Origin of the sequence: Ruegeria atlantica, assembly GCF_013033965.1 — a bacterium.
GTDB lineage: Bacteria > Pseudomonadota > Alphaproteobacteria > Rhodobacterales > Rhodobacteraceae > Ruegeria > Ruegeria atlantica_D.
In genome coordinates this window covers 175,385-201,709 of the sequence record NZ_WQFE01000010.1, presented here as the reverse complement: position 1 = coordinate 201,709, position 26,325 = coordinate 175,385, and the positions used below count along the sequence as shown (strand labels likewise).

The following is a 26,325-nucleotide window of genomic DNA, read 5'->3' as shown; positions in this document are numbered from 1 at the left end:
ATAATCGGGTGTCGTTTTTGGCGCCCGATGCGTCTTTTTCGCTTGCTGAGCGTCTTTCGAGGCAATAGCTCTGTTTGTGGGACACCCCTCCCCAACGAGGGGCGTGTATCTGGAAGGGTAATACACATGAGCATTGAACAACCGGCGACGCGGCCGGCGAATCCGCGTTTTTCCTCGGGCCCTTGCGCCAAACCCCCCACATTTGATCTGACCAAACTGGCCGATGCCGCGCTGGGCCGTTCGCACCGAGCCGCTGTTGGCAAGGACAAGCTGAAGGCTGCCATCGAAGGCACGCGTGAGGTTCTGGGCATTCCGGCAGATTATAAGATCGGCATCGTTCCCGCCTCGGATACCGGCGCGGTTGAAATGGCCCTGTGGTCGCTGTTGGGCGAGCGCAAGGTCGAGATGCTGGCCTGGGAAAGCTTTGGGTCCGGTTGGGTGACCGACGTCGTTAAACAACTGAAGATCGACGCTGAGGTGAAGACGGCAGACTACGGCCAGCTAGTTGATCTGGCCTCGATTGATTTCGCCAATGACGTTGTCTTTACGTGGAACGGCACGACCTCGGGCGTTCGGGTTCCCAACGGCAACTGGATCGCTGATGACCGTCAGGGTTTGACGATTTGTGACGCCACCTCTGCAGCTTTCGCGATGGACCTGCCGTGGGACAAACTGGATGTGACCACGTTCAGCTGGCAGAAAGTTTTGGGCGGTGAGGCCGCCCACGGCATGCTGATCCTGTCGCCTCGCGCTGTAGAGCGGTTAGAGAGCTACACCCCCGCATGGCCGCTGCCCAAGATTTTCCGCCTGACCAAAGGCGGCAAGCTGATCGATGGTATCTTTACCGGCGCAACGATCAACACGCCGTCCATGCTGGCGGTCGAAGATTACCTTTTCGCGTTGGACTGGGCGCGCTCGGTTGGTGGGCTTCAGGGCCTGATCGCCCGTGCGGATGCCAATGCTGGTGCTGTGCACGCCTTCTGCGACCAGAACAGCTGGATCGCCAATTTGGCCGAGGATGCGGCGACGCAATCCAACACCTCGGTCTGCCTAAAATTCACCGATCCGCGCATTCAGGACGGTGCAACATTCGCCAAGGCCGTCGCCAAGCGGCTTGAGATGGAGAACATCGCGCTGGATATCGGTGCCTACCGCGACGCACCTGCGGGTTTACGCATTTGGTGCGGTGGCACGGTCGAAACCTCGGACATCGAAGCGATGCTGCCCTGGCTGGCATGGGCCTTTGAAGCCGAGATTGCAGCGCAGACAGAAGCTGCCTGACCCTTTTTACCGGGCCGTACTGGCCCGGATTTTCCATTATAGTCAAGGACCACAAACATGGCCCCCAAAGTACTCGTTTCCGACAAACTCAGCGAAACCGCCGTGCAGATCTTCCGCGATCGCGGTATCGACGTCGATTTCATGCCAGATCTGGGCAAGGATAAAGAAAAGCTGGCCGAATTGATCGGCCAGTATGATGGTCTCGCCATCCGCTCGGCCACCAAAGTCACACCGACGCTGCTGGAGAAAGCCGACAATCTGAAAGTCATTGGGCGCGCCGGGATCGGCACCGACAATGTCGACAAAGAAGCCGCGTCGAAAAAGGGTGTGATCGTGATGAACACGCCCTTTGGCAACATGATCACAACCGCCGAACACGCGATTGCGATGATGTTCGCCGTGGCGCGACAGATTCCCGAGGCCAGCACCTCGACCCATGCGGGCAAGTGGGAAAAGTCCAAATTCATGGGGATCGAGCTGACCAACAAGACCCTCGGCGTCATTGGCGCGGGCAACATCGGCGGTATTGTTTGTGAACGCGCCTTGGGCCTGAGAATGAAAGTGGTGGCCTACGACCCGTATCTGAGCGAGGAAAAGGCCGCCAAGATGGGTGTCGAAAAGGTTGAACTGGACGAGCTGCTGCCGCGCGCCGATTTCATCACCTTGCATGTTCCGCTGACCGATCAGACCCGCAACATTCTCAGCCGTGAGAATCTGGCAAAAACCAAGCCCGGAGTGCGTATCGTCAACTGTGCCCGCGGTGGCCTGGTCGATGAAGAAGCGCTGGCCGAGATGCTGCAATCAGGCCATGTTGCTGGCGCTGCCTTTGATGTTTTCAGTGTCGAACCGGCCAAGGACAACCCGCTGTTCAACCTGCCCAACGTGGTCTGCACGCCTCACCTTGGCGCGGCGACGACCGAAGCGCAGGAAAATGTCGCGTTGCAGGTGGCCGAGCAGATCTCGAATTATCTGCTGACCGGCGCGGTAGAAAACGCGTTGAATATGCCGAGCGTTACGGCCGAAGAGGCCAAGGTCATGGGGCCGTGGATCAAGCTGGCCGGTCACCTGGGCAGCTTCATCGGTCAGATGACCGATGAGCCAGTCAAGGCGATCAACATCCTGTATGACGGTGTCGCGGCCGAGATGAACCTGGCGGCCCTGAACTGCGCATCGGTCGCCGGGATCATGAAAAAGTTCAACCCCGAGGTAAATATGGTGTCGGCCCCGGTTGTCGCCAAAGAGCGCGGCATTCAGATATCGACCACCAATCAGGATAAGTCCGGCGTTTTTGACGGCTATATCAAGGTGACCGTGGTAACCGACAAGCGCGAGCGTTCGATTGCGGGCACGGTCTTCAGCGATGGAAAACCGCGCTTTATCCAGATCAAAGGCATCAACATCGATGCCGAAGTCGGTGCCCATATGCTTTATACCACCAACGAAGATGTCCCAGGCATTATCGGCGCGCTGGGTCAGACCATGGGTGAGAACGACGTGAATATCGCCAACTTTACACTGGGCCGTGCGGAAGCAGGCGGAGAAGCCATCGCTTTGCTCTACGTGGACGAACCAGTCCCTGCCGAAGCGCGGGCGAAACTGGCGGAGACGGGTCTGTTCACCCAGATCAAACCGCTGGAGTTTGACGTAGCCTGAGATTCTCTCGGAAAATTGTGACCTTGGTGATGCCCGTGCAAATAATGTGCGGGCATTGTCTTTTTTCTGCAACCGAGTTGCTGCACAAGGTGTTTGACACATTCAACGAGGCCCCGTTTTGAGCACTCCTATTTACGCAGTCGGCGATATTCATGGTCAGTTGGACATGCTGCACGCCGCACTGGCCCGGATTGAGGCAGAGGGTGGTCCCGATGCGCGGATCGTTTTTCTGGGCGACTACGTGGATCGCGGTCCTGACAGCCGCGGCGTGCTAGATCTGCTTATCGAAGGGCAGCGCGCTGGGCGGAACTGGATTATGGTTAAGGGCAACCACGACCGCATGATGACCCGTTTCGTGCAGGATTGCGAGATTGCGGACGGCCGATTGCCGATCACCCTGAATTGGCTCGACCCCCGTTTGGGTGGGCGGACGACTCTGGCATCCTACGGTGTCGAAGTCGCCGACAATGACCGTATCCATCAGGTTTATGACCGCGCCCGGGCGGCCGTTCCGCAGGCACATATAGATTTTGTGAACGGCTTGCCTTTGTATCATCAGGAAGACGAGTTGTTGTTCGTACATGCGGGCATTCGACCCGGCCTTCCGTTGGAACATCAGGTCGAAGACGATCTTGTTTGGATACGGCAGGAATTCCTGCACGATGCGCGTGCGCATCCCTGGCTGATTGTGCACGGGCATACTCCGGTGGACAGGGCCGAGCATTGCGGGAATCGCGTCAATTTGGATGCGGGGGCAGGCTACGGTCGGCCTCTGGCCACCGCTGTGTTCGAAGGGCCCCGGTGCTGGTTGCTGACAGACGCCGGTCGGGTCCCGTTAGTGCCTAATCCGCGGTAAACAGGTCTTTGTAGCGCTCGCGTAGGGCGTTCTTCTGGACTTTCCCCATGGTGTTTCGGGGCAGTTCATCCAGCACGATCAGTTTACGTGGGTGTTTGAAACGCGCCAGTTCGCTCTGTACGCTGGCCAGAATGCCATCAAGGTCGGGTGAGCGATCCGGTTCGGCAACCAGAATCCCCAGAACGGTTTCGCCGAAATCCGGGTGCGGCACACCAATCACGGCGCTTTCCAGAACGCCGGGCTGGTCGTCCAGCACCAGTTCGACCTCTTTGGGGTAGATGTTGAATCCGCCCGAGATGATCAGGTCTTTGCCGCGCCCGACGATGTGCACGTAACCATCTTCGTCCACGCGCCCCAAGTCGCCAGTGATAAAGAACCTGTCCTCGCGCAGTTCAGCGGCGGTTTTCTCGGGCATTTGCCAATAGCCTTCGAAGACGTTTGGTCCGCGCACTTCGATCATACCGATCTCTCCTTGCGGTAGTGGCTCGCCAGTTTCCGGGTCGGTGACCTTCAGCTCAACACCCGGCAGAGGAAACCCGACGGTCCCTGCGCGACGTTCTCCGTCATAGGGGTTCGAGGTGTTCATGTTGGTTTCTGTCATGCCATAGCGTTCCAGGATGCGGTGTCCGGTCCGATCCTCGAACCGTTCATGGGTCTCGGCCAGTAGCGGGGCCGAACCCGAGATGAACAGCCGCATGTGTCGGGCAGGATCGCCGGTGAACCGATCGTCCGCCAGCAATCGGGTATAGAATGTCGGCACTCCCATCATCGTAGTTGCGCTGGGCATCAGTCGCAGGAGGTCATCCAGATCGAATTTTGGTAAAAAGATCATCGACCCGCCTGAAGCCAGAATGATGTTTGTCGCCACAAATAGCCCGTGCGTATGAAAGATCGGCAAGGCGTGCAGCAGCACGTCCTCCTGTGTGAACCGCCACTCCCGCACCAATGTTTCGGCATTGGACAGCAGGTTAGCCTGGGTCAGCATCGCACCTTTTGAGCGCCCGGTCGTGCCAGAGGTGTAAAGGAATGCGGCAAGGTCATCCTCGGTCCGCTTGACCGGTTCGAAAGCCGGCAACATGCCCAAGGCCCGTCGCATCAGGCTGCCCGAGCCATCGGCATTGAGTGTCTCTAGCCTTGCGTTTTGCGCCTGGGCTATAGGCGTCAGTTCCACTTCACTTCTGGCATCGCAGACAACCAGCGCCGCGCCGGCGTTTTCAATGAAATAGCTGAGTTCGCCGGATGTGTAGGCGGAGTTAAGCGGCAAGAAAATCAACCCGGTCTGAACGCAGGCCGCGTAGAGGGCCAGCGCTTCTGGCGACTTTTCCACCTGAACGGCAACACGGTCGCCGGGCGAAAGCTCGTACCCGTTCAACGCATTTGCGATCCGCGACGCCATGTCCAGAAAAGCCGCGTGGGTAATCGCTTGGCCGTCGGGCAGGTGAAGGAATGGTGTATCCTTGCCCGCGTGGATGCCAAACAATCGATCATAGAGCGGGTTACCCATCCCAATTTCCCTTCGCGCAGGACCAGAATGTGCTGAATCTGGCTTGGATTAGAGACACGGTAAAGCAGAAATCGTGGTCGGGCTTAGTACTGAGTCGTCATGCGATACCCGGCGGCAAAGTACATCTTCGCGAAAGTGACTGGCTGGCCCTCAAGCCAAGTGATCCGCTCACCTGTAAACACCGGCTCACCGATGGGCAAGTCGAGGAACGCCGCCATCGATTCATCGGCGCGACTGGCCAGAAAGCTCAATTCGACATTGGTGAAGGGAACGGTTTGTATCAGCCATTCATTCGGACCAATTGAGGCGAAGTCTGCATTCACGACCTGAGGAACCGAGTCTACGACGATCCATCGGTTCTCGTACTGAAACGGAGTGTTGCCGTTAAAGTGCATGCAGCGCACATGCATGACGTCTTGGTCCGGTTTCAGCGCCAGCCGCGCGCACAGCCAATCCGGAGCCCGCTTGGTGGCTGACGAAACAAGGGCATAGCGGTACGTGCCGCCCAAAGCCTCAACCTCGTCCCGTACCATGGGGATCGTGAAGCGGGCCTGCCTTTGCGGAGCGCTTAGCACCCGCGTTCCGGCTTTGCGCCGACGTTCCAGAAACCCTTCATCGGCCAGCTCGCGTAGCGCTCGGTTGACGGTCGTCCGCGTGCACGAGAATTCGACGGCAAGCTCTTGTTCGTTCGGCAGCAGCGAGTCTGGCTGCCACTGTCCCGACCGAATGCGCGCCAGCACAGTTTCCTTGATGTCCCTGTAGCTGGTGGTTTCGTTCGATTGGGTCATTGTGCCTGCTTTCCTTGGAGGGTCGGTTTAGACGTCGGCCAGCAGATCGGCAATTGCCGACCTGTACGCGGGAATTATCCGATCCCGTTCGATATGGCGGCCTTGGCGCACCATGTGGCGCCCGGCTGACCAAAGATCCGTTACCAGCCCGTCTGGCGCTGCAAAACACAGGCCGTCCAGCAGTTGTTCGTCAGTCAACGCGCAGATCGTTGGATGGGAACGGTCGATTGCCACGAGATCGGCCAGCTTTCCGATAGCGATATCCCCGGCGTTTCGACCCAAAGCTTGCGCCCCCCCCTGCGCTGCCCCTGTATAAAGCGCGCGACCAACAGAGCCTTCATCTTTGACCAAAACTGTCCGTGCATGGTCGCGCAGCCGTTGGGAATACTCTAAAATCCGCAGCTCTTCGGGCAGGGAAATCCGCACATTAGAGTCTGATCCAACGCCAAATCGACCGCCCTCTTCAACGTAGACAGCACCGTTGAAAATGCCATCGCCCAAATTCGCCTCGGTAATCGGGCACAGTCCGGCAACAGCGCCCGAATGCGCAAGGCCGCGTGTTTCGGAGTCTGTCATGTGAGTTGCGTGAATAAGGCACCACCGGTCATCGACGTCGACATTGTTCAGCAACCATTCAATCGGCCGCCGACCCAGCGCAGCCTCGACATCGGCCACCTCCCTGAGCTGCTCGGCAATGTGGATGTGGACGGGGCCATCAGGGGTGGCCCCCAAAACCCCGTGCAAATCGGCGGGAGATGTCGCGCGAAGGGAGTGCGGGGCGATGCCGATCATTGAATCGGCATGCGGCTGGGATGACCGGCATTCCTCAACCAGTTTCAGGAACTGGTTTGCGGAATTACCAAAGCGCAATTGGCCACCCGACAATGGCTGCTGATCGACACCGCCATAGGTGTAGAGAACCGGCAGATGCGTCAGGCCAATCCCGGTTTTGGCGGCCGCAGCAAAAATGCGCTGGCTCAGTTCCGACACCTGGTTGTAAGGCGCTCCGCCAGGCTGGTGATGGACATAGTGAAACTCACCGACGGAGGCATATCCGGCCTCTTGCATCTCCAAATAGACCTGCGCGGCTATGGATTCGATATGATCCGGTGTCAGCCTGTCAAGAAACCGGTACATCAGGGTGCGCCAGGTCCAAAAGCTCTCGCGCCCGGCGGCGCGCATTTCGGTCATTCCGGCCATTGCGCGCTGAAAGGCATGGCTGTGTAGATTCCCTAAGGCAGGCAGCAAGACGTCAACCTGGGTGTCACCGGACAGCGCGGATGTCTCGGAAGCCAAGCTTTGGATATGTCCGTGCGCAACTTCTACCCGAAGATTACTGACCCAATCAGAGCCTATCAAAGCTGTTTTCGCATGGATCGTCATCGTGTTTCCATTTTGTGTAGACTTTAAACTTTTATACGTATACGAAAAATTCAACAACAAAGGGAGCCCAAAAGAATCGTCATGGCCAAAAAATCTGTCCTTTTGAGCAAGTGGGTGGCGACCATGACCGACGGTCCCGAACCTTATGGGATGGTTCAGGACGGGGCAGTTGCCGTAGATGGTGAACAAGTTGCCTGGGCCGGACCGCGAAACGCCCTGCCAACAAACTACGCTGACTGGCCGACTGTCGAATATGGTGATCGGCTGATGACGCCTGCCTTGATCGACCCCCACACACATGTCGTGTTTGGCGGCAACAGGGCGGTCGAGTTCGAAATGCGCCTGAACGGAGCGTCATATGAAGCGATCGCGCGCGCGGGTGGTGGCATTCTGTCAACTGTCACTGCGACTCGTGAAGCCAGCGAAGAAGCGCTTTTGGCGGATGCCCTGACGCGGGTGGACGCCCTTATGGCCGAAGGCGTGTCGTGTATTGAGGTCAAGTCGGGCTATGGGTTGGACGCCGACACGGAACTCAAGATGCTGCGCGTCGCGCGGCGGATCGGGCAGGTTCGTCCGATCCACGTGAAAACCAGTTTTCTGGGTGCCCACGCGGTGCCGCCCGAATTCGATGCACGACCGGATGCATACGTTCAGGACGTTTGCATCCCGACCCTGCGCCTTGCCCACCAAGAGGGGTTGGTGGATGCGGTTGATGGCTTTTGCGAGGGGATCGCCTTTGACCCGTCCCAAATCGCTCAGGTCTTCGATGTGGCGAAGGAGTTGAGCCTTCCGGTCAAGCTGCACGCAGAGCAGCTTTCGAACCTCGGAGGGGCAGCTTTGGCGGCTTCGTACGGGGCGTTGTCTGCAGATCATATCGAATATCTGGACGAGGCGGGCGTGTCGGCCATGGCGCAGGCGGGAACCGTTGGTGTGCTGCTGCCAGGGGCGTTTTATACGCTGCGTGAAACGCAGGTGCCGCCGGTTGAACTGCTGCGTCAGTATGGTGTGCCGATCGCTCTGGCGACGGATTGCAACCCCGGCTCATCTCCTCTGACGTCGCTGCTGCTGACCATGAACATGGCCTGCACCTTGTTCCGCATGACACCCGAAGAAGCATTGGCCGGTGTGACCCGCCACGCGGCACAAGCCCTGGGTCTGACCGATACTGGAACAATTGCCGTCGGACAGCGCGCGGATCTGGCCGTTTGGGACGTCGCACACCCGGCCGAGCTGTCCTATCGGATCGGCTTCAACCCATTGCACGCCCGCGTATTTGGAGGAATGTGATGAAGACCCTCTCGCTTGTGCCTGGTCAGGTCACGCTGTCGGATTTGGCTGAAGTGTACTGGTCAGAATCCGCGGTCATGCTGGATGAAGGATGCAGACCCGGCGTTGAGGCCGCGGCAAAACGCATTCTCGAAGCTGCAGCCGGGGAGGCCCCAGTTTATGGCGTCAACACCGGGTTCGGCAAACTGGCCAGCCACAAGATCGCGGCAAAAGACACGTCGACCCTGCAGCGCAATCTGATCCTCAGCCATTGTTGTGGAGTCGGATCGGCCGTTTCACGCCGTGTAACCCGTCTGATGATGACGTTGAAGCTGTTGTCCTTCGGGCGCGGGGCATCGGGTGTACGTTGGGAATTGGTTGAGCTGCTGCAACAGATGCTGGCCAAGGGTGTGACCCCGGTTATTCCAGCGCAGGGATCGGTCGGGGCATCGGGCGATCTTGCGCCCTTAGCACATATGACAGCCGTGCTCATTGGCGAAGGTGAGGCCGAGATCGGCGGGGCCGTTTTGCCAGGGGAGAAAGCCCTAATTTCAGCCGGATTAGAGCCTATTTCGCTAGGCCCAAAGGAAGGCTTGGCCTTTATCAATGGCACGCAGTTTTCAACCGCATTTGCTCTGGCCGGCCTGTTTGATGCCTGGCGTGCTGCGCAAAGCGCGCTGGTCATCTCGGCGCTGTCGACGGATGCGATCATGGGGTCAACGGCACCATTGCAGCCCGAGATTCACACGTTGCGCGGGCACCGCGGCCAGACCGAGGCCGCCAGCGCCATGCGTGCTGCGCTGGCTGGGTCAGAGATCCGTGAAAGCCACCGGGACGGCGACACGCGTGTTCAAGACCCTTACTGTATCCGCTGTCAGCCGCAGGTCACGGGGGCGGCGATGGATGTCATGCGGCAGGCCGCTGCTACCCTTGAGATCGAGGCGAATGCGGCCACGGACAATCCTTTAGTTTTGACCGAGGCGGGGTCTATCGTTTCAGGTGGTAACTTCCACGCCGAACCGGTGGGTTTTGCCGCTGACATGATCGCACTGGCCCTGTCCGAAGTCGGCGCGATTGCACAACGGCGCATTGCCTTGATGGTCGATCCGACGCTCAGCTTTGATCTGCCGCCGTTCCTGACGCCAGATCCTGGTCTGAATTCCGGCCTGATGATTGCCGAAGTTACGACCGCCGCTTTGATGAGCGAGAACAAACACCTCGCTAATCCTTGTGTGACAGACAGCACACCGACCTCGGCCAATCAGGAGGATCACGTATCCATGGCCGCACATGGCGCGCGGCGTCTAACGCGGATGGTCGAGAACCTGAACTACATTCTGGGTGTTGAACTGCTTTGCGCGGCGCAAGGGGTAGAATTCCGCGCACCATTGGCAACCAGCGAACCGTTGCAACAGGTGATCAGCAGGCTGCGGGGAGACATCCCTCCTTTGTCCGAAGATCGTTATCTGGCGCCTGAACTGGAGGCATCCAAGTGTTTGGTAGCCGACGGTGAAATCCTGCGAGCCGTGCGAACCCCTATGCCGGGATTGTTCTGATGCAGGTGTTTAGCGTTCAGCGCGGAGACGGGCCAATTGTGCTGGGACAGCCTCATGGGGGCACTTATGTGCCCGACGAAGTTATGACCCGTCTGAACGATAACGGGCGAGCTCTGGCAGATGCGGATTGGCACATAAATAGACTCTACGAAGGGCTTTTGGACGGCGCAACTGTCGTACAGTCCCACGTCCACCGTTATGTCATCGACGCCAACCGCGATCCAGAAGGGGCCTCGCTGTATCCCGGGCAGAACACAACGACCTTGGTACCTTTGACCGACTTTGATGGGCAACCGATCTGGCAACAGGGCCAAGACCCGTCAGAGGATGAGGTCGAAGACCGACGCCGTGCTTACCACACCCCGTACCACGCTGCTTTGCGGAACGAATTGAACAGGGTACGGGATCGGCATGGCGTGGCGATCCTGTTCGACTGCCACTCGATACGGTCGAATATTCCGTTTCTGTTCGAGGGCGAGCTGCCGGTGTTCAGCACCGGAACAAACAGTGGCCAGAGTTGTGATCTGGCAATTGAGCAAATTGTGCATGAATGTGCAACAAATGCCGACGGTTTCACGGCTGTCCTGAATGGTCGTTTTCGTGGCGGCTGGACAACCCGCCACTACGGTCGCCCGGCTGAAAGTACCCATGCCATCCAGATGGAGATCGCCCAGCGCGCCTACATGGATGAAACGCCCCCATGGGTATGGTGCGAAGATCGTGCTGCGAAACTTCGCCCGCATTTGGAAACCATGCTGACACGCCTCAACGATCTCGCCCTGTCGGGCGCACTGACCTCACAAGGAGCCCAGAAATGAGCGATCCGCGCAAAAACACCCGCGACATCTATCCGCCGACCGGTCCCGAGTTGAACGCAAAAAGCTGGGTGACCGAGGCACCGCTGCGGATGCTGATGAACAACCTGCACCCGGATGTGGCCGAAAACCCGCACGAGTTGGTGGTTTACGGCGGCATCGGGCGCGCAGCACGGACGTGGCAGGATTTCGACACTATTGTTGCTGGTTTGAAGGATCTGGAGGAAGACGAAACGCTAATCGTCCAGTCCGGCAAACCCGTGGCGATCATCCGCACGCACAAGGATGCGCCGAGGGTGCTAATTGCCAACTCGAATCTTGTTCCGCATTGGGCAACCTGGGACCATTTCAACGAGCTCGATAAGAAGGGCCTGATGATGTACGGCCAGATGACGGCCGGTTCGTGGATCTACATCGGCACGCAGGGCATTGTTCAAGGCACGTATGAGACTTTTGCTGAGGCCGGGCGTCAGCACTATGACGGTGACTTGACCGGTAAGTGGATCCTGACCGGAGGGCTGGGCGGCATGGGCGGCGCGCAACCGCTGGCTGCCGTGTTTGCCGGTGCCTGTTGTCTGGCCGTTGAATGCAACCCGGACAGCATCGATTTCCGCCTGCGTACCAAATACCTCGACGAAAAGGCCGAAACGCTGGACCAAGCGCTCGAGATGATCGACCGCTGGACCAAGGCCGGAGAGGCGAAATCAGTCGGCCTGCTGGGCAATGCGGCCGAGATCTTCCCCGAGATTTACCGCCGGATGGCCGCAGGTGGCATGCGCCCCGATATCGTCACCGACCAGACCAGCGCGCACGATCCGATCAATGGTTATCTGCCATTGGGCTGGACTATGGGCGAATGGCGTGAAAAGCGTGAAACAGACCCTAAAGTGGTAGAAAAGGCCGCGCGGGCCTCGATGAAGCAGCATGTCGCGGCGATGGTGGACTTCTGGAATGCAGGTGTGCCGACGCTGGATTACGGCAACAACATCCGGCAAGTTGCGCAGGATGAGGGGCTGGAGAATGCTTTTGCATTCCCGGGTTTTGTTCCCGCCTATATCCGTCCGTTGTTCTGCAGAGGTATTGGACCGTTCCGCTGGTGTGCTTTGTCTGGCGACCCCGAGGACATTTACAAGACCGATGCCAAGATGAAGGAGCTGTTCCCCGAGAACGAACACCTGCATCGCTGGATTGACATGGCGCAAGAGCGGATCGCGTTTCAGGGTCTGCCCGCGCGGATCTGCTGGATCGGGCTTGGTGACCGGCACCGCGCTGGACTGGCCTTCAATGAAATGGTGGCCAATGGCGAATTGAAAGCGCCGGTTGTGATCGGTCGCGACCATCTGGACTCGGGGTCCGTGGCAAGTCCCAACCGGGAAACTGAGGCGATGTTGGACGGTTCGGATGCCGTATCAGACTGGCCCTTGTTAAACGCGCTGATCAATACGGCAAGCGGAGCAACGTGGGTGTCCCTGCACCACGGCGGTGGTGTCGGAATGGGTTTCAGCCAACACGCGGGCGTCGTGATTTGCGCCGATGGAACCGAGGATGCCGCGCGGCGGTTGGAACGGGTTCTGTGGAACGACCCGGCCTCAGGCGTCTGGCGCCATGCGGATGCGGGGTATGACATCGCCAAGGATTGCGCGCGGGCGCATGGGCTGCGTCTGCCGGGTATTTTGGGCTAGTTCGAAACTGTCTCTGGCGAAAATGCTGCACCTGCGATATGCGCAGGTGAGCTTGCCGGAGATCGAATATGTACGTTGCCACCTTGTTGACCAACCCCAACGCACCGACGCTGGAACTCTCGCTGGTCGAGTCCTTGCGGAACGCCTGGGGTGGGGATGAGATCGTTTGGCTCAGCCCGAACGAGGCAGCAGAGTTCAGACTGGCCGAGATGCCGGACAACCGGTGGGATGTCTGGGCAGACCTGCAGCAGATGGGCGTGGATCTGGTTGTCCAACTGGCCGAGGGGCGCCGCAAAAAGATGCTGCTGGCCGATATGGACAGCACCATGATCCAGCAGGAATGCATTGACGAACTGGCAGATGAGGCGGGTGTTGGCGACCGCGTCAAAGACATCACTGCGCGTGCGATGAATGGAGAGCTGGACTTCGAAGGCGCTCTGACCGAACGGGTCGGTTTGCTGGAAGGTCTTGATGAGACTGTGATCGGGAAAGTTCTTGAGGAACGTATCACCCTCATGCCCGGCGGCAAGGAACTGGTAGCCACGATGCGCCACAACGGAAGCTATGCCGCGCTGGTATCCGGCGGGTTCACCGCGTTCACGGCGAAAGTGGCCGAAGTGCTGGGCTTTGACGAAAACCGTGCCAACACTCTGCTGGCGGAAGACGGGAAACTGACGGGTGATGTGCTGCGGCCCATTCTGGGACGGCAGGCCAAGGTTGATGCGCTGGAACAAATCACGGTGCGTTTGGGTCTGGCTGAGGCAGATGTTCTGGCGGTCGGAGATGGGGCGAATGATCTGGGGATGCTGCATCGTGCGGGCACTGGCGTCGCATTACATGCCAAGCCCACGGTGGCCGAGCAATGCGAGGTTCGGGTCAACCATGGGGACCTGACGGCGTTGCTGTATGTGCAAGGCTATTGTCGCTCGGAATTCGTGATTGGCTAAAGGTCTTCCTATTATTTAACGCATGTGTTAAATAATGGTCATGAACACACTATTGAACGCTTTTTCCGCCTTGTCCGATTCCACTCGGTTCTCGATTGTCGAGCAACTGATGCAGGACGGAGAGCTTCCTGCCGGTGACCTGATCCAGGGACGGGGCATGTCGGGGGCCGCCATTTCGCGCCATCTGAAAGTTCTGCGCGAGGCCGGGTTGGTGCAGCAGCGCGTCCAAGGCACCCAGCGGATGTATTCCATCCAGTCCGACGGTTTGCGGGCGATCGCGGAATGGACCATCTCGAAACGTCAGTTTTGGGAGCACAGCCTCGATCGTCTGGGCGACCTCATTGAAAGGGAGAATTCATGGCCGACCTGAAACTGGAACGTGAGTTCCCGACTACGCCCGAAAACCTTTTTGCCTGGATCAGCGATGGCGCAAAGCTGCTGCAGTGGTGGGGGCCTGAAGGGGTTCATGTGCCGGAACATGATCTGGATTTCTCACGCATCGGGCCATGGTATTCCGTGATGAAGAACGCGGAAGGTCAGACATTTAAAGTGTCCGGCCATGTGACCCATGTTGATCCGCCAAACTCCGTTGGGTTCACCTGGGCCTGGCATGATGACCGAGATCAACGCGGGGCGGAAAGCCATGTGACCTTTTCGGTGGTCTCAACGGAAAATGGTGCACGGTTGGTCGTGGATCACCGCGAACTGGCCGATGCCGAGGCTGCGGCGAACCACAACATGGGCTGGACATCGTCACTGAGCAAGCTTGAGGCGCAGTTGGGATAAGTTTTCATTAGGGAGGAAATAAAATGCCACAATTTTTGTTTATCTATCATGGCGGAAGCACGCCGACGGACCCGGCAGAAGTCGAAGCAACAATGGCTGCGTGGGGCGCATGGTTCCAAGGCATGGGAGAGGCGCTGGACATTCCCGGCAACCCGGTTGGCCAGTCCTATACGGTCAGTAACAGTGGTGTGGTCGATAGCGGCGGCGCAAACCCGGCCTCCGGCTTTACCGTTGTGAAGGCCGACAGCATTGATGCCGCGACCGAAATGGCCAAAGGGTGTCCGATGGTGGTCAACGGCTCAGGCTCGGTCGAGGTGGCCGAGGTGCATGAAATCGAAATGTAACCTTAGCCGGGGAACCCCGGTGCCGGTCTGATTACGCCGCATTCCAGCCCGCGACGACTGTATTGGGTGGCGTTCATGAATTTGCGGGTGGCCGGGTGTTCGGCCTCCAGCACGCCCAGGCTGACCAGAATGGCTGCGATGGCGCATTCGCTGGCACGGGTCGTGCCGTCGGTGATCTTCAACGCAACGCCCATTCGTTTCTCTGGAATGATGGCGATGAACACCGCCTCGGCCCCGGTCTTGATCGCGGCCCGGCCGCCCATGGCGCGCATCAACTCGGTGCAGGCGCGGCTTTCGCCCGCCACCAATTCTGGGTGCTTGATCATCGCAGCCGTCAATTGTTGTGCCGCGTCGCTGGCGCGGTCCGACCGATCTGCGGCTGAGGCAAACCACGCCATTGATCGCGCCAGCCCCACCAGCGAAGTGGCAAAATTCGGGGCAGAACATCCATCGATCCCGTAGGCTGGGCTGTTTTCGCCAGTTGTCTCTTCGAGGGCCGACAGGCAAGCCTGCTGTACTGGGTGGTCGATCTCAAGGTATTCCGGCCCGGCGCCCATATGCTGTGCTACCGTCAGAAACCCGCAATGTTTGCCCGAGCAATTGTTGTGGATCTGGCAGGGCGTGTCATCAGCAAGAATCAGCCCGTCGCGCGCGGCCATGTCCTGTGGCTCTTGCGGACCACATCGCAGATCGTGCTCGGTCAAACCCAAGTGATCCAGCCAGGCCGTTACCCGATCTGTATGAATATGTGCGCCGCTGTGTGAGGCGCAGGCGAGCGCTAGGTGCTCGCTATTCAAACCATATTTGGCGGCTGCGCCCGACGTAATCAGCGGCAACCCTTGGATCATTTTTGCTGATGATCGGGGATAGATAACTGCATCCGGATCGCCCCAGCTTTGAACAATCTGGCCGCTGTCGTCGCAGATCACCGCATGGCCCAGATGCAGGCTTTCCAACAAGGGCCCACGCCATAGTTCTGTCATTGGTACCGGCTGCGTCATCTGGCCCCTCCATAATATGCGCAAAATTCTGCCAATCGCCCTTTCGCCTGTGGCGAAACCTGCGTTAGTGTGTGTATGTCGACAATCATCGGAATACGCAACTTACAGACGAACCGACAGAGTTCGAATGCGGTCTCGATGGGTATGAGGTATTAGGTCGAGCTAGGAGGCTGGACAGATGGGATCAAAACTCGTCCGCGCAATTGCGGGTCTGTGCATGGCAGGGATGGCCACAACCGCAATCGCTCAGCAGGCGACTAGCACAAATCGCGTGGCGGCAAAGACGGATTGGAGCGTTTTCGTCGAAGACGACCCCACCGAATGCTGGAGCGTTTCAGCCCCCAAGGAAACTGTCAATACGCGCGGTGGACGCGTGGTCTCGGTACGCCGCAGCGATATCCTGTTGTTCGTATTCTACCGCCCGAATGCCGAAGTGAAGGGTCAGGTGACCTTTACCGGCGGCTATCCATTTGCGGCAGGATCGACAGTCACCCTTGAGATCGACGGCAATGAGTTCGCATTGATCACCGAAGGCGAGTGGGCCTGGCCGGCAACTGAAGGCGAAGATCTGAAAGTCGTTGCTGCGATGAAGCGTGGCACCGAGGCCGTGCTGACCGCTCGGTCCGAGCGTGGAACCCAGACCAAGGACACATTCTCGTTGCTGGGGTTCACTGCGGCGATTGAAGACGCCGAAAAACGCTGCACCAAGTAAGCTGCTGCAACAAATGTATCCAGCCCCGTCTTTCGGCGGGGTTTTTTCATGGATGATCGTGCGATCTATCTAAACCTTACGCCACGTCTGCCGCCCGAATTGATCCGCATCAAGGCCAGCGCTCCATATTTCTGAACTAATCAGTTCAAGAGTATGGAAGGAGCTTACTCATGCTGAACAAACCTCTTGTCGCCTTGTTGCTGGCCGCTGCCGCGTTTCTGAGTGCATGTGAAAAAGACAGCGAAACCTATCCGTTATCCGGTGAACAATGCGGTCCGGAAGATCCAGTCAAAACTCTGGATGCTGCGGATTGCGTTATCCCGCCTGCCGGTGTCTGATACATACACCTGATCTGATTTCTCGCATTCGTAATGCGGGTGGTTCGGTCGCAGCGGCTTGGCCATTGCGGCCGACTTGCAATTGGGACCCGGGCCCGACGCATGCTACGGTGGCCAAATGCAGTGGTTCACATGTGGAAACGGATAATGCGTTACGTCTTGATAGCAGTGCTTTTCTCATCAGCCGCGTTGGCCGACCCCAGTCTGGAATGTTCCGACGCAGGTACGCAGGTGGAAATCGGGTCCTGCGTGGGGGAAATGGAAAAACGCGTAAGCATGGCACTGGACGCAAGCTACGGCTTCGCCATGCAGTCGGCTGTCGAGTTGGATGAGGTGACAGGCCGCGTGGTCGCACAACCGGCACTTGAGGCGGCACAAGAGGCTTGGCGCAGATATCGCGATGCGCAATGCGAAGCGGTTGGGGCCTCCTTTGGCGGTGGCTCGGGCACCGGTATCGCCATTGCGTCCTGTCGCGTCGATATGGGTCGGGCGCGTGTGGACGAATTGCTGCGTATGGCAAATTAAACGATACGAATTCTTTTGATCTTTGCGCACGATCCTATATAGAGGCGCATCCCAAGCCAGAATCCGTTGAGATAGCCACATGTCGCCCAAAGCGCCGATCACTCAAGATGTCATGACCATCCCCCGCAAATTGCCTGAGGGGAAGATCAACCTTGTCGGGTTGACCCGTGATCAGTTGCGTGACGCTCTGATCGAACATGGCACGCCGGAAAAGCAGGCCAAGATGCGGACCGGGCAGATCTGGCAATGGATCTATCAGTGGGGCGTGCGCGATTTTGCCGAGATGACCAACCTCGCCAAAGCCTATCGTGCCCAGTTGGCCGAGACGTTCGTCATCGAAATCCCCGAAGTGGTGACGCGGCAGGTGTCCGAGGACGGCACCCGCAAATACCTTTGCCGCATCGCTGGAGGCCACGAGGTCGAGGTGGTGTATATCCCCGAAGAAGACCGGGGAACCCTGTGCATCTCATCCCAGGTGGGCTGCACGCTGACCTGTTCCTTCTGCCATACCGGCACACAGAAGCTGGTGCGCAACCTGACGGCGGCAGAAATCGTTGGCCAGGTGATGATGGCCCGCGACGATCTGGAAGAATGGCCGGTTCCCGGTGCGCCCAAGGATGAAACGCGCCTGTTGTCGAACATCGTTTTGATGGGCATGGGTGAGCCGCTGTATAATTTCGAAAACGTGCGTGATGCGATGAAGATTGCGATGGACCCCGAGGGGATTTCTCTGTCGCGCCGCCGGATCACTCTGTCGACCTCCGGTGTAGTGCCCGAGATTGCACGGACCGCAGAGGAAATCGGCTGTCTGCTCGCAATCTCGTTCCACGCGACCACGAATGAAACCCGCGATGTTCTGGTGCCCATCAACAAACGCTGGAACATCGAGGAACTGCTGCAGGCGCTAGCCAGCTATCCCAAAGCGTCGAATTCCGAGCGGATCACCTTTGAATACGTGATGCTGGATGGTGTGAACGACAGCGATGAGGACGCGCACCGTCTGATTGACCACATCAAGCGCCACAATATTCCGGCCAAGATCAACCTGATCCCGTTCAACGAATGGCCGGGTGCGCCTTACAAGCGCAGTTCGAATAATCGCATCCGGGCGTTTGCGAATATCATCTATCAGGCGGGCTATGCCTCTCCCATTCGCAAAACACGGGGCGAGGACATCATGGCGGCGTGTGGCCAGTTGAAATCGGCCACGGAACGGGCGCGCAAGTCGCGAAAACAGATCGCAGCCGAAGCGGGATTGCAGAGCTGACACGCCCAGCTGTCGGGTGCAGCGCTCCAAGAATTTAATGTTCTGGCCGCTGTTATTTGTATGCACAATTTGATATGTTTTGGGGGCCGAAATCGGGCGTTTCAGCCTCACGCCTGCGCACAATGCGGTGAGAGTCGCGTTCCGGTTGTGGCGCGTTTGTTCACGGCCGCTATCATTTTCAACGTAACTCGCGGCGTTCAGGCGAACCTTTTGAATCAGGTGGGCCAATTAAATGTTTTTACGATTTAGACGACTGTTTCCGACATCTCTTACGGCTTTGTTTTTGGTGGGTCTTGCTGTGCAAGGCGCCAGTGCGCAATCCGGTGGAGAGGATGCACACATTGCCATTGAAAACCCTGCCGAACTGTCCAAGGAAGAGGCGTTAAGCATCTACAAGTCCCTGCAGCGTCGGATGGAACGTGGTTATGCCGCCGCGCAGCTGGATCTGCTGATGAACTATCAGGCTTGGCCACTATTCAATGATGCGCCTTACATCTCTGCAACTCACGGTCAGCGTTATGTAAACAGCTATGCCAACCGCATGGCGCACAACTATGGCACACTGGCCGAAGGGGAAAAATTGCCGATGGGGTCGGTTTTGGCCAAAGACAGCGTTACGGTCACGGATGAAGGTAATGTCCACCCCGGCGCGCTGTTCGTGATGGAAAAACTGGCGGAAGGCACCAGTCCGGAAACGGCAGACTGGCGCTACATCATGGTGATGCCGGACGGGTCATTGTTTGGTGACACTATGGGTGCGCGTTCGGACGCCGTCGGCTACTGCCATGAGTGCCACGAAGCGGTGGCTGACCGGGACTACACCTTCTTCGTTCCAGACGAATACGTTGTCGGCAACTAGGCGTGATTCACTTGTGGCCGAACCGTGCGGCGCCTATCACTTCGATCAGCGTTTGACGGACCGGTTCCGGTTGCGATTCCACCGCATTGAGAACCTCGCGTAACTCGGCCCGCAGGCCGTGCATCTGGTCGATCAGTGAGATCATCATCGACAGCGCATCAGGTTCCATCTCGTATTGCTCGTGCAACTCGCATGCCAGTTCCAAACGCGCCACGTCGAGGGTGTGATAGACAAGCCCGTCTTCGGTTTGTTCCGGGATGACGATCTCAGCTGCCAAATATTCTGTCAGGCGGGAAGCGGTCAGGCGGGTGACAGTCGCGATCAGCTGCTCTTCGGTCAGGGTGCGGGTCATGACGGCATTCCTTTCCGCGGATCATAGCTGTGGCTCTCGCGCCATGTCTCCATGAATTGATTCAACTCATCGTCAATCTGGTCCGGCATGGCCACGGTTAGTTCAATCAGCTGGTCGCCGCGATCGGACGAGCCGCGCTTCTTGACCCCCTTGCCGCGCAGGCGCAGCGTCCTACCGCTGCTGGTGCCTGCGGGGACACTGACATTGACGCCGCCATCAATGGTGGGGGCGGGTACCTTGCCGCCCAGAATGGCCTCGTCAATCGTGATCGGCAAGGTGATATGGATGTCGTCGCCCTGACGATCGAACACCGGGTGCTTCGCCACTGATACAGTCACCAACGCATCACCCGGTGGTCCTTCGCCAAACCCTGGATCGCCTTTACCGCGAAGGCGGATGGTCTGCCCGTCGGTGATGCCCGCAGGAATCTTGACTTCAATCCGATCACCATCGGGGAGGGTCAGTTTTTGGCTGGCGCCGAACACTGCATCCAGAAAACTGATCTGTAGATTGTAAGCGCGATTGTGGCCCGGCGCGTGGAATTCGTGCGTGCGCTGCTGGTATCCACCGCGCCCTCGCATGAACTCGGCAAAGATGTCGGACATGTCGTCCGGGTCTGCTGCGCGCCCACGGTAAGGATTCCCGGCGGCCTCGGCATATTCGCGATAATACTGCTGCTGCGGCCGTTCCTGGCCTGAGGCATCAATTTCGCCATTGTCATACCGCGCACGCGTGTCCGGGTCTTTCAGTAGATCATAGGCGGACGCAGCCGCCTTGAACTTGGCCTCGGCCTCGGCGTCCCCGGGTTTCAGGTCCGGGTGGCATTCCTTGGCGATGCGCCGATAAGCCTTTTTGATCTCGGCGGCGCTGGCGTCTTTGGCGACGCCAAGAACGGTATAGGGATCGTCGCTCATCTCATCTCTCGTCGATGGGGGTGGGTCTGATCTTGATGAATGTGTTTTATCATGCGATTTCAATGACCCAAAAGGAAGTGGCTTTTGAAACCGCTCGCAAAATCCCCCGGGCCTGTTAATATCTGCATGTTTCTAATTGATCATTCTCGGAGAACCCCATGACGCGCAGAATCAAGTCCGCACTGGCCCTTTTGGCCGGGAATGCCATTGGGTTATTGCTTGCTACGCTGTTGTTGTCGGGGTTCGCGATCAAACCGATTTCATTCATCGTCGTGGTGATCGTGTTCACCCTGGTGCAGGTGGTGGCAGAGCCACTGATCCTGAAACTGGGTGAGAAAAAAGCCCCCTCGATCAAGGGTGGGATTGCCCTGATCGTGACATTTGTCGGTCTGCTGGTGACGGATCTGATTACGGCCGGGCTGACCGTCGGCGGCATTGCCAACCTGTTGGCGGCAACACTGCTCGTTTGGCTGGGCGCATTGGTCGCCAGCATCGTGCTGCCGATCTACGTGTTCACTGAACTTCGCGAGCCTAAGAAGTAATCACAACGCATTTAGGCTGGTCTCAATCGCCTGCCACAATTCCTCTACCGGTTCGCAACCTACCGACAGGCGGATGAACGCAGGGTCGACATCGTCGCCCCAGCGCGCACGACGTTCGGCCGAGCTGTGAACGCCACCGAAGGAAGTGGCGGGGCGCAGCATCGGGCAGCTGTTGATGAAAGCTTCGGCCTTTTCTTCCGAATCCAGCGTGATCGACAGCAGGAATCCGAACCGCACGGTCTGTGCCTTTGCCAGCGCATGCGAAGGATCGCCGGGCAGGCCGGGATAGCGGATCTGCCTTACAGCCCCATGCTGTGCCAGGCGTTCGGCGAGCACCTGCGCCGAAGCGCACATACGGTCGAACCGCACATCCAGCGTTTCTAGCCCGCGATGAAGCAGCCATGCCTCATGGGGGCCGGGGATCGAGCCTGAGACGCGCCGCCATTCCTCGATCCGCTCCATGATTTCGGTACTGCGGCTGGCAACATGACCCATCAACAGGTCCGAATGGCCGCCCATAGCCTTAGTGTCCGAGGCCACCACCACGTCGATGCCCATATCCAACGGGCGTTGGCCCAGTGGCGTCATCGTCGTGTTGTCGGCAATCGTGAGGCCGCCCGCCGCGCGAACGGCGGTGGCGATCGCGGGCAGGTCCATCATGTCCAGCCCTGGATTCGAAGGGCTTTCCAAAAAGACCACGTCGAACCCGTCAAAGCCACCTTCTGCGAACGCTGTCGTCGGACGCTCAGTAACCGAGACGCCAAGATTGGACAGAAACCTGTCAGCCAGCAGACGTGTCACGTAATAGCCATCAGACGGTATCAGTATACGTGATCCGGCTTTCACCGTTGCGAACAAAGCAGCTGAGATCGCCCCCATGCCCGAAGGAAAGGTCAGGCAGGGCGCGTCTTCCAAATGGGACAGGACATGTTCCAGATGCACCCAAGTCGGGTTGTCGACCCGGCCATAGGTCGGATGCCCGTCTGGTGCGCCGGGGAGATGATACATACTGCTTTGCGTCAAAGGCAGCGCCACCGGGTCGCCCTTGCTCAACGTGTTCCCGCGCAGGTGCAACATCTGACCGGTCTTCGGGGCCATGGCTCAGCGCCCCGGTATTTCGTCGCGGGGCGGGGCCGGTTCCCAGTTCTCGATGATGTCGACCGCCTCTTGCGCGGTGTCGACAAAGCGGAACAGGTCCAGATCCTCGTCCGAGATGGTGCCCGCGTCAGCCAGAGCCTCCCAGTTGATGACCTTTTCCCAGAATTCACGGCCGAACAGCAGGAAGGGTACCCGCTCCATCCGGCCGGTTTGAATCAGGGTCAGGGATTCAAACAGCTCGTCCATCGTGCCAAAGCCGCCGGGGAAGATGGTGATGGCGCGGGCGCGCATCAGGAAGTGCATCTTGCGGATGGCGAAGTAGTGGAAGTTAAAGCTGAGGTCTGGTGTTACATAGAGGTTCGGTGCCTGTTCATGCGGCAGCACGATGTTCAGGCCGATGGAGCAGCCACCGGCATCCTGTGCGCCGCGATTTCCGGCCTCCATCACCCCGGGACCGCCGCCGGTGACGATGACGTTCTCGCGGCAACCGGTTTCGTTGGATTTCTCGGTCATCAGCCGGGCAAACTCCCGCGCCTCGTCGTAATATTGCGACAGATTGGCCAGCGTCTGGGTGCGCGCAGTGTGTTTCTGAGACGGCTCAGGAATGCGCGCGCCACCGAACATGACGATGGTCGAGGTGATCTCACGCTCTGTCATGATCATCTCGGGCTTCAGCAATTCCAGCTGCAGACGCACGGGGCGCAGCTCATCCCGGCACAGGAAATCATCGTCCGCAAAGGCAAGGCGATAGGCGGGCGAGCGCGTCTGCGGCGTGTCCGGAACCTCACTCGCGGTCGAGCGATCGGTCTGTGCGTCGCGGAAAGGGCTGAGGCGGTCTTCTCTCATGGATGATGGTTCCCTGCTTGCGTGTCCCTAAAACAGCTATAGGGTTCGCGGGCAGAGTGCCAGTCACGGAAGAACAAGAATGAATTGGAAGAATGAAATTTCTGCCGCCGCAAACCGGATCAATGGTTATGCGCAGGTGACTCCGGTGATCGAAAGCCGTGTATCTGGGTTGGATCATCCGATTGAAATGAAGCTGGAGCATATGCAGCATACCGGCAGCTTCAAGGCGCGCGGGGCGTTCAATACGCTGCTTAGTTTGGGCGTGCCAGCGGCTGGGGTGGTGGCGGCCTCGGGCGGCAATCACGGTGCGGCGGCGGCGTATGCGGCTCAAGCGCTGGGCTATCCTGCCAAAATCTTCGTGCCCGAGCTTGCTGGCTCGTCCAAGATTGCCCTGATCAAACAAACGGGCGCAGATCTGACAGTGGTGCAGGGTGAATACGCCAATGCACTGAACGCAGCGAAAGAGCACGAGGCCGCAACCGGCGCGATGCAAATCCACGCTTATGATGCTCTGGCAACTGTGGCCGGGCAGGGCACTTGTTTTGCCGAATGGGAAGCGCAGGGACTGCAGGCCGACACCATACTGGTTGCTGTGGGCGGGGGTGGGCTGATTGCCGGGGCCTTGGGTTGGTTTGGCGGGTCTCGCAAGATCGTGGCGGTGGAACCGGAAACCTCTTGTGCATTACATGCCGCGTTGCAGGCAGGCGCGCCGGTAGATGTCTCTGTGTCTGGCATCGCAGCCAATGCGCTGGGCGCGCGGCGGATCGGATCCATCTGTTTCGATCTTGCACAGGGAATGACCTCAGTTCTTGTGTCAGACAAGGCAATTGCGGCCGCGCAAATATCACTGTGGCAATCCCATCGCATGTTGGTTGAACCGGCCGGGGCAACCGCATTGGCGGCACTGGCATCGGGGGCCTACGCTCCGGAACCGGGCGAGCGCGTGGCGGTTCTGGTCTGCGGTGGCAATATCGCCCCGGACCCGTTTCTGAAGTGAATTATCGGCTTGTGGAAAGCGGTTAAGGTTTTTATCGATAATCTATGACCGCAACCATCGCCGATACAATTTACCAGAATCTAAGCCACAGAATAATTACCGGCGAATTGCCTGCCGGTGAAAAGCTGCGTCAGGATCACATCGCCAAGGCGTTTGACACCAGCCATGTTCCGGTGCGCGAGGCTTTGCTGCGTCTCCAGGCGCATGGTCTGGCCCAAAGTGAACCTCGCCGCGGTACACGCGTCACCGCGCTGGACCCGGCAGAGGTTCGCGAGGTTGTCGAAATGCGTGTCGCACTGGAATCTCTGGCATTGCAACATTCAGTGCAGAACATGACCCCCGGAGCGCTTAAAGAAGCCGATGACGCAAGAATTGCCTGCGACGCGGCACAAACGATGCCGGAATGGGAGACCCGCAACCGCACCTTTCACCGGTCGATCCTGACGCCATGCGGGTTGCCCCGCCTGCTGCATGCCATTGATGACCTGCACATCGCAGGTGCCCGTCACCTGTTTGCCCACTGGCGTCCCAAGTGGGTGCACCGTGCAGATGGTGATCACGCAGCGATCGTTCAGGCGCTCAAGCGTAAGGATGCGGCTACGGCAACAGCCATCCTGACACGACATATCCGCCGCGCAAGCTGATCTCAGATAAACTTGGCCGCAAATAGTACCTTCTGCGTCGCATTGCACCGCGAGGTGCAGTTGCGTATAGGCCAGACAAACGTGAACAGATTCTGCAGGGAGCCCTCCGATGTCCAACGCGCAACTGGAAACCGCTATCGAAGCCGCCTGGGAGGCGCGCGACACCATCACGCCCTCCACCACTGGGGAACAACGTGAAGCGATCGAAGATACGCTGAACGCGCTGGACAGCGGCTCACTACGGGTTGCGGAAAAGTTGGAAAGCGGTGACTGGCACGTGAACCAGTGGGCCAAGAAGGCCGTTCTGCTGGGCTTCCGCATCAAGGACATGGAAATCCAGACCGGTGGCCCGCAGGAAGGCGGCTGGTGGGACAAGGTGGACAGCAAGTTCGCCGGTTGGGGTGAAAACCAGTGGCGCGCCGCCGGTTTCCGCGCGGTTCCGAACTGTGTCGTCCGCAAGTCAGCCTATGTTGCGCCGGGCGTGGTATTGATGCCGTCCTTTGTGAACCTTGGTGCCTATGTCGACGAGGGCACCATGGTCGATACATGGGCAACCGTCGGGTCCTGCGCCCAGATCGGTAAAAACGTTCACCTGTCGGGCGGCGTTGGTATCGGCGGCGTGTTGGAGCCGATGCAAGCTGGCCCCACGATCATCGAAGACAACTGCTTTATCGGTGCCCGGTCCGAGGTGGTCGAAGGCTGTATCGTTCGCGAAGGTTCGGTCCTGGGCATGGGCGTGTTCATCGGCAAGTCGACCAAGATCGTCGATCGCGAAACCGGTGAAGTCATGTATGGCGAAGTACCACCATATTCGGTGGTTGTCGCGGGTTCGATGCCGTCGAAGAACAACGTCAGCCTGTACTGCGCCGTGATCGTAAAGCGGGTCGATGAAAGAACCCGTTCGAAAACCGGGATCAACGAATTGCTGCGCGACTAAAGTAAGCACAGATGTGAAAGGGGGCTGCAGCGTAACTCGCTGCGGCCCTTTTTTATCCTTTGACCGGATATCGATCGGGCTCCTCAAACACGTCGATCACCCGAGAACCCGCCTTGATTTTTCCGCCATGTTCGACACCAGACGGGATCGAGTAACTGTCGCCGGGGCGATAAGTCCTGGTTTCTCCGCCAATAGTTAGTTCAATCTCGCCTTCAACCACCGTGCCCCATTGGGCTTTGTGCGAATGCGGCGGCAGTTCGAAATCCTGCAGGAAGGTGAAGAACGCCACCAATCCCGCATCTGACCGGATGACTGCGGTTTGAACTACGTCCTCGGGGAAAGGTACGTCGAGGCTTGGGAAATCTGTGATGAAATCAGGATAGGTCATAGAAACGTCCTTTGGTGTGTCGGCGAAAAAAGCTACGCCACTAT

29 protein-coding genes are annotated in these 26,325 nt (G+C 58.5%); 20 read left to right on the top strand and 9 right to left on the bottom strand.

The genetic code is table 11. The annotated features are described in order from the left end of the window. Positions 1-126 precede the first annotated feature (126 nt). The 3 genes from GOW16_RS17530 (at position 127) to GOW16_RS17520 (ending at position 3,790) form a co-directional block, all read left to right on the top strand. Positions 127-1,281, top strand: coding sequence for a phosphoserine transaminase (locus GOW16_RS17530; protein WP_170417435.1), 1,155 nt, complete (start codon positions 127-129; stop codon positions 1,279-1,281). 57 nt (positions 1,282-1,338) lie between these two features. Then, on the top strand, positions 1,339-2,934 hold the full coding sequence (serA, locus tag GOW16_RS17525; protein WP_170417431.1) for a phosphoglycerate dehydrogenase: 1,596 nt from the start codon (positions 1,339-1,341) through the stop codon (positions 2,932-2,934). A 118-nt stretch (positions 2,935-3,052) separates the two neighbouring features. Then, entirely contained in the window at positions 3,053-3,790 is a 738-nt protein-coding gene (locus GOW16_RS17520) for a metallophosphoesterase family protein (protein ID WP_170417428.1), read from the top strand. On the opposite strand, the gene GOW16_RS17515 is transcribed toward GOW16_RS17520, so the two are convergent. The 3 genes from GOW16_RS17515 to GOW16_RS17505 all read right to left on the bottom strand — a co-directional run bounded on the left by GOW16_RS17515 (position 3,777) and on the right by GOW16_RS17505 (position 7,465). Continuing rightward, the gene (locus GOW16_RS17515; RefSeq protein ID WP_170417425.1) at positions 3,777-5,294 is read right to left on the bottom strand and encodes a malonate--CoA ligase; all 1,518 of its coding nucleotides are present in this window, start codon (positions 5,292-5,294) and stop codon (positions 3,777-3,779) included. The genes GOW16_RS17520 and GOW16_RS17515 overlap by 14 nt on opposite strands. An 83-nt stretch (positions 5,295-5,377) precedes the next feature. Then, positions 5,378-6,082, bottom strand: coding sequence for a GntR family transcriptional regulator (locus tag GOW16_RS17510; RefSeq protein ID WP_170417421.1), 705 nt, complete (start codon positions 6,080-6,082; stop codon positions 5,378-5,380). Positions 6,083-6,109: 27 nt separating this feature from the next. After that, the gene (locus GOW16_RS17505; protein ID WP_170417418.1) at positions 6,110-7,465 is read right to left on the bottom strand and encodes a formimidoylglutamate deiminase; all 1,356 of its coding nucleotides are present in this window, start codon (positions 7,463-7,465) and stop codon (positions 6,110-6,112) included. Between the two features lie 81 nt (positions 7,466-7,546). Between GOW16_RS17505 and hutI the strand changes: the two genes are divergently transcribed. From hutI to GOW16_RS17465, 8 genes are all read left to right on the top strand, one after another. Further along, positions 7,547-8,752: an imidazolonepropionase gene (hutI, locus tag GOW16_RS17500; protein ID WP_170417415.1), complete on the top strand. Its 1,206-nt coding sequence runs from the start codon at positions 7,547-7,549 to the stop codon at positions 8,750-8,752. After that, entirely contained in the window at positions 8,752-10,287 is a 1,536-nt protein-coding gene (gene hutH, locus GOW16_RS17495; protein WP_170417412.1) for a histidine ammonia-lyase, read from the top strand. The genes hutI and hutH overlap by 1 nt, the downstream gene beginning before the upstream one ends. After that, the gene (gene hutG / locus GOW16_RS17490) at positions 10,287-11,105 is read left to right on the top strand and encodes an N-formylglutamate deformylase (protein ID WP_170417409.1); all 819 of its coding nucleotides are present in this window, start codon (positions 10,287-10,289) and stop codon (positions 11,103-11,105) included. Before hutH ends, hutG begins: the two co-directional genes overlap by 1 nt. After that, the gene (gene hutU, locus GOW16_RS17485; protein WP_170417406.1) at positions 11,102-12,784 is read left to right on the top strand and encodes a urocanate hydratase; all 1,683 of its coding nucleotides are present in this window, start codon (positions 11,102-11,104) and stop codon (positions 12,782-12,784) included. The genes hutG and hutU overlap by 4 nt, the downstream gene beginning before the upstream one ends. A gap of 68 nt (positions 12,785-12,852) precedes the next feature. Then, on the top strand, positions 12,853-13,731 hold the full coding sequence (gene serB / locus GOW16_RS17480; protein ID WP_170417403.1) for a phosphoserine phosphatase SerB: 879 nt from the start codon (positions 12,853-12,855) through the stop codon (positions 13,729-13,731). Between the two features lie 40 nt (positions 13,732-13,771). Continuing rightward, complete coding sequence (locus tag GOW16_RS17475; protein ID WP_170417400.1) at positions 13,772-14,101, top strand: ArsR/SmtB family transcription factor; 330 nt, start codon at positions 13,772-13,774, stop codon at positions 14,099-14,101. Further along, positions 14,089-14,517: an SRPBCC family protein gene (locus GOW16_RS17470; RefSeq protein WP_170417397.1), complete on the top strand. Its 429-nt coding sequence runs from the start codon at positions 14,089-14,091 to the stop codon at positions 14,515-14,517. The genes GOW16_RS17475 and GOW16_RS17470 overlap by 13 nt, the downstream gene beginning before the upstream one ends. Positions 14,518-14,540: 23 nt before the next feature. Continuing rightward, entirely contained in the window at positions 14,541-14,861 is a 321-nt protein-coding gene (locus tag GOW16_RS17465; protein WP_170417392.1) for a YciI family protein, read from the top strand. Positions 14,862-14,863: 2 nt separating this feature from the next. On the opposite strand, the gene GOW16_RS17460 is transcribed toward GOW16_RS17465, so the two are convergent. Continuing rightward, positions 14,864-15,862, bottom strand: coding sequence for an asparaginase (locus GOW16_RS17460; protein WP_170417389.1), 999 nt, complete (start codon positions 15,860-15,862; stop codon positions 14,864-14,866). A 178-nt stretch (positions 15,863-16,040) separates the two neighbouring features. Here GOW16_RS17460 and GOW16_RS17455 point away from each other — a divergent pair, with 178 nt between their 5' ends. From GOW16_RS17455 to GOW16_RS17435, 5 genes are all read left to right on the top strand, one after another. After that, positions 16,041-16,574 carry an invasion associated locus B family protein gene (locus tag GOW16_RS17455; protein WP_170417386.1) on the top strand — a complete coding sequence of 178 codons (534 nt, stop codon included), beginning with the start codon at positions 16,041-16,043 and terminating at the stop codon, positions 16,572-16,574. A 170-nt stretch (positions 16,575-16,744) separates the two neighbouring features. After that, positions 16,745-16,912: a hypothetical protein gene (locus tag GOW16_RS17450; RefSeq protein WP_170417383.1), complete on the top strand. Its 168-nt coding sequence runs from the start codon at positions 16,745-16,747 to the stop codon at positions 16,910-16,912. Positions 16,913-17,059: 147 nt separating this feature from the next. Continuing rightward, positions 17,060-17,437 carry a lysozyme inhibitor LprI family protein gene (locus GOW16_RS17445; protein WP_170417379.1) on the top strand — a complete coding sequence of 126 codons (378 nt, stop codon included), beginning with the start codon at positions 17,060-17,062 and terminating at the stop codon, positions 17,435-17,437. Positions 17,438-17,516: 79 nt separating this feature from the next. Continuing rightward, entirely contained in the window at positions 17,517-18,704 is a 1,188-nt protein-coding gene (gene rlmN, locus GOW16_RS17440) for a 23S rRNA (adenine(2503)-C(2))-methyltransferase RlmN (RefSeq protein WP_170417376.1), read from the top strand. A gap of 232 nt (positions 18,705-18,936) precedes the next feature. After that, positions 18,937-19,563 carry a cytochrome P460 family protein gene (locus GOW16_RS17435; RefSeq protein ID WP_170417373.1) on the top strand — a complete coding sequence of 209 codons (627 nt, stop codon included), beginning with the start codon at positions 18,937-18,939 and terminating at the stop codon, positions 19,561-19,563. A gap of 7 nt (positions 19,564-19,570) precedes the next feature. Here GOW16_RS17435 and GOW16_RS17430 read toward each other — a convergent pair whose 3' ends face one another. Together GOW16_RS17430 and GOW16_RS17425 are read right to left on the bottom strand one after the other, a co-directional pair. After that, a complete protein-coding gene (locus GOW16_RS17430) occupies positions 19,571-19,915 on the bottom strand; it encodes a hypothetical protein (RefSeq protein ID WP_170417370.1) in 345 nt (114 codons plus the stop codon). Next, on the bottom strand, positions 19,912-20,829 hold the full coding sequence (locus GOW16_RS17425; protein ID WP_170417367.1) for a DnaJ C-terminal domain-containing protein: 918 nt from the start codon (positions 20,827-20,829) through the stop codon (positions 19,912-19,914). The genes GOW16_RS17430 and GOW16_RS17425 overlap by 4 nt, the downstream gene beginning before the upstream one ends. A gap of 158 nt (positions 20,830-20,987) precedes the next feature. Here GOW16_RS17425 and GOW16_RS17420 point away from each other — a divergent pair, with 158 nt between their 5' ends. Further along, a complete protein-coding gene (locus GOW16_RS17420) occupies positions 20,988-21,371 on the top strand; it encodes a hypothetical protein (RefSeq protein ID WP_170417364.1) in 384 nt (127 codons plus the stop codon). Here the strand turns inward: GOW16_RS17420 and GOW16_RS17415 are convergent, their stop codons facing one another. Both GOW16_RS17415 and GOW16_RS17410 read right to left on the bottom strand, forming a co-directional pair. Further along, positions 21,372-22,469: a cystathionine gamma-lyase gene (locus tag GOW16_RS17415; RefSeq protein ID WP_170417361.1), complete on the bottom strand. Its 1,098-nt coding sequence runs from the start codon at positions 22,467-22,469 to the stop codon at positions 21,372-21,374. 3 nt (positions 22,470-22,472) lie between these two features. Then, the gene (locus GOW16_RS17410; RefSeq protein ID WP_170417358.1) at positions 22,473-23,315 is read right to left on the bottom strand and encodes a TIGR00730 family Rossman fold protein; all 843 of its coding nucleotides are present in this window, start codon (positions 23,313-23,315) and stop codon (positions 22,473-22,475) included. A 79-nt stretch (positions 23,316-23,394) separates the two neighbouring features. On the opposite strand from GOW16_RS17410, the gene GOW16_RS17405 reads away from it, so the two are divergent. The 3 genes from GOW16_RS17405 to dapD all read left to right on the top strand — a co-directional run bounded on the left by GOW16_RS17405 (position 23,395) and on the right by dapD (position 25,893). Continuing rightward, positions 23,395-24,312 (top strand): serine/threonine dehydratase, encoded by a 918-nt coding sequence (locus GOW16_RS17405; protein WP_170417355.1) that lies wholly within the window; start codon positions 23,395-23,397, stop codon positions 24,310-24,312. A 44-nt stretch (positions 24,313-24,356) separates the two neighbouring features. Then, positions 24,357-24,956: a GntR family transcriptional regulator gene (locus GOW16_RS17400; protein ID WP_170417352.1), complete on the top strand. Its 600-nt coding sequence runs from the start codon at positions 24,357-24,359 to the stop codon at positions 24,954-24,956. 109 nt (positions 24,957-25,065) lie between these two features. Then, a complete protein-coding gene (dapD, locus tag GOW16_RS17395; protein ID WP_170417349.1) occupies positions 25,066-25,893 on the top strand; it encodes a 2,3,4,5-tetrahydropyridine-2,6-dicarboxylate N-succinyltransferase in 828 nt (275 codons plus the stop codon). A 52-nt stretch (positions 25,894-25,945) separates the two neighbouring features. Here dapD and GOW16_RS17390 read toward each other — a convergent pair whose 3' ends face one another. Beyond that, positions 25,946-26,281: a cupin domain-containing protein gene (locus tag GOW16_RS17390; RefSeq protein ID WP_170417346.1), complete on the bottom strand. Its 336-nt coding sequence runs from the start codon at positions 26,279-26,281 to the stop codon at positions 25,946-25,948. Positions 26,282-26,325: the final 44 nt, after the last annotated feature.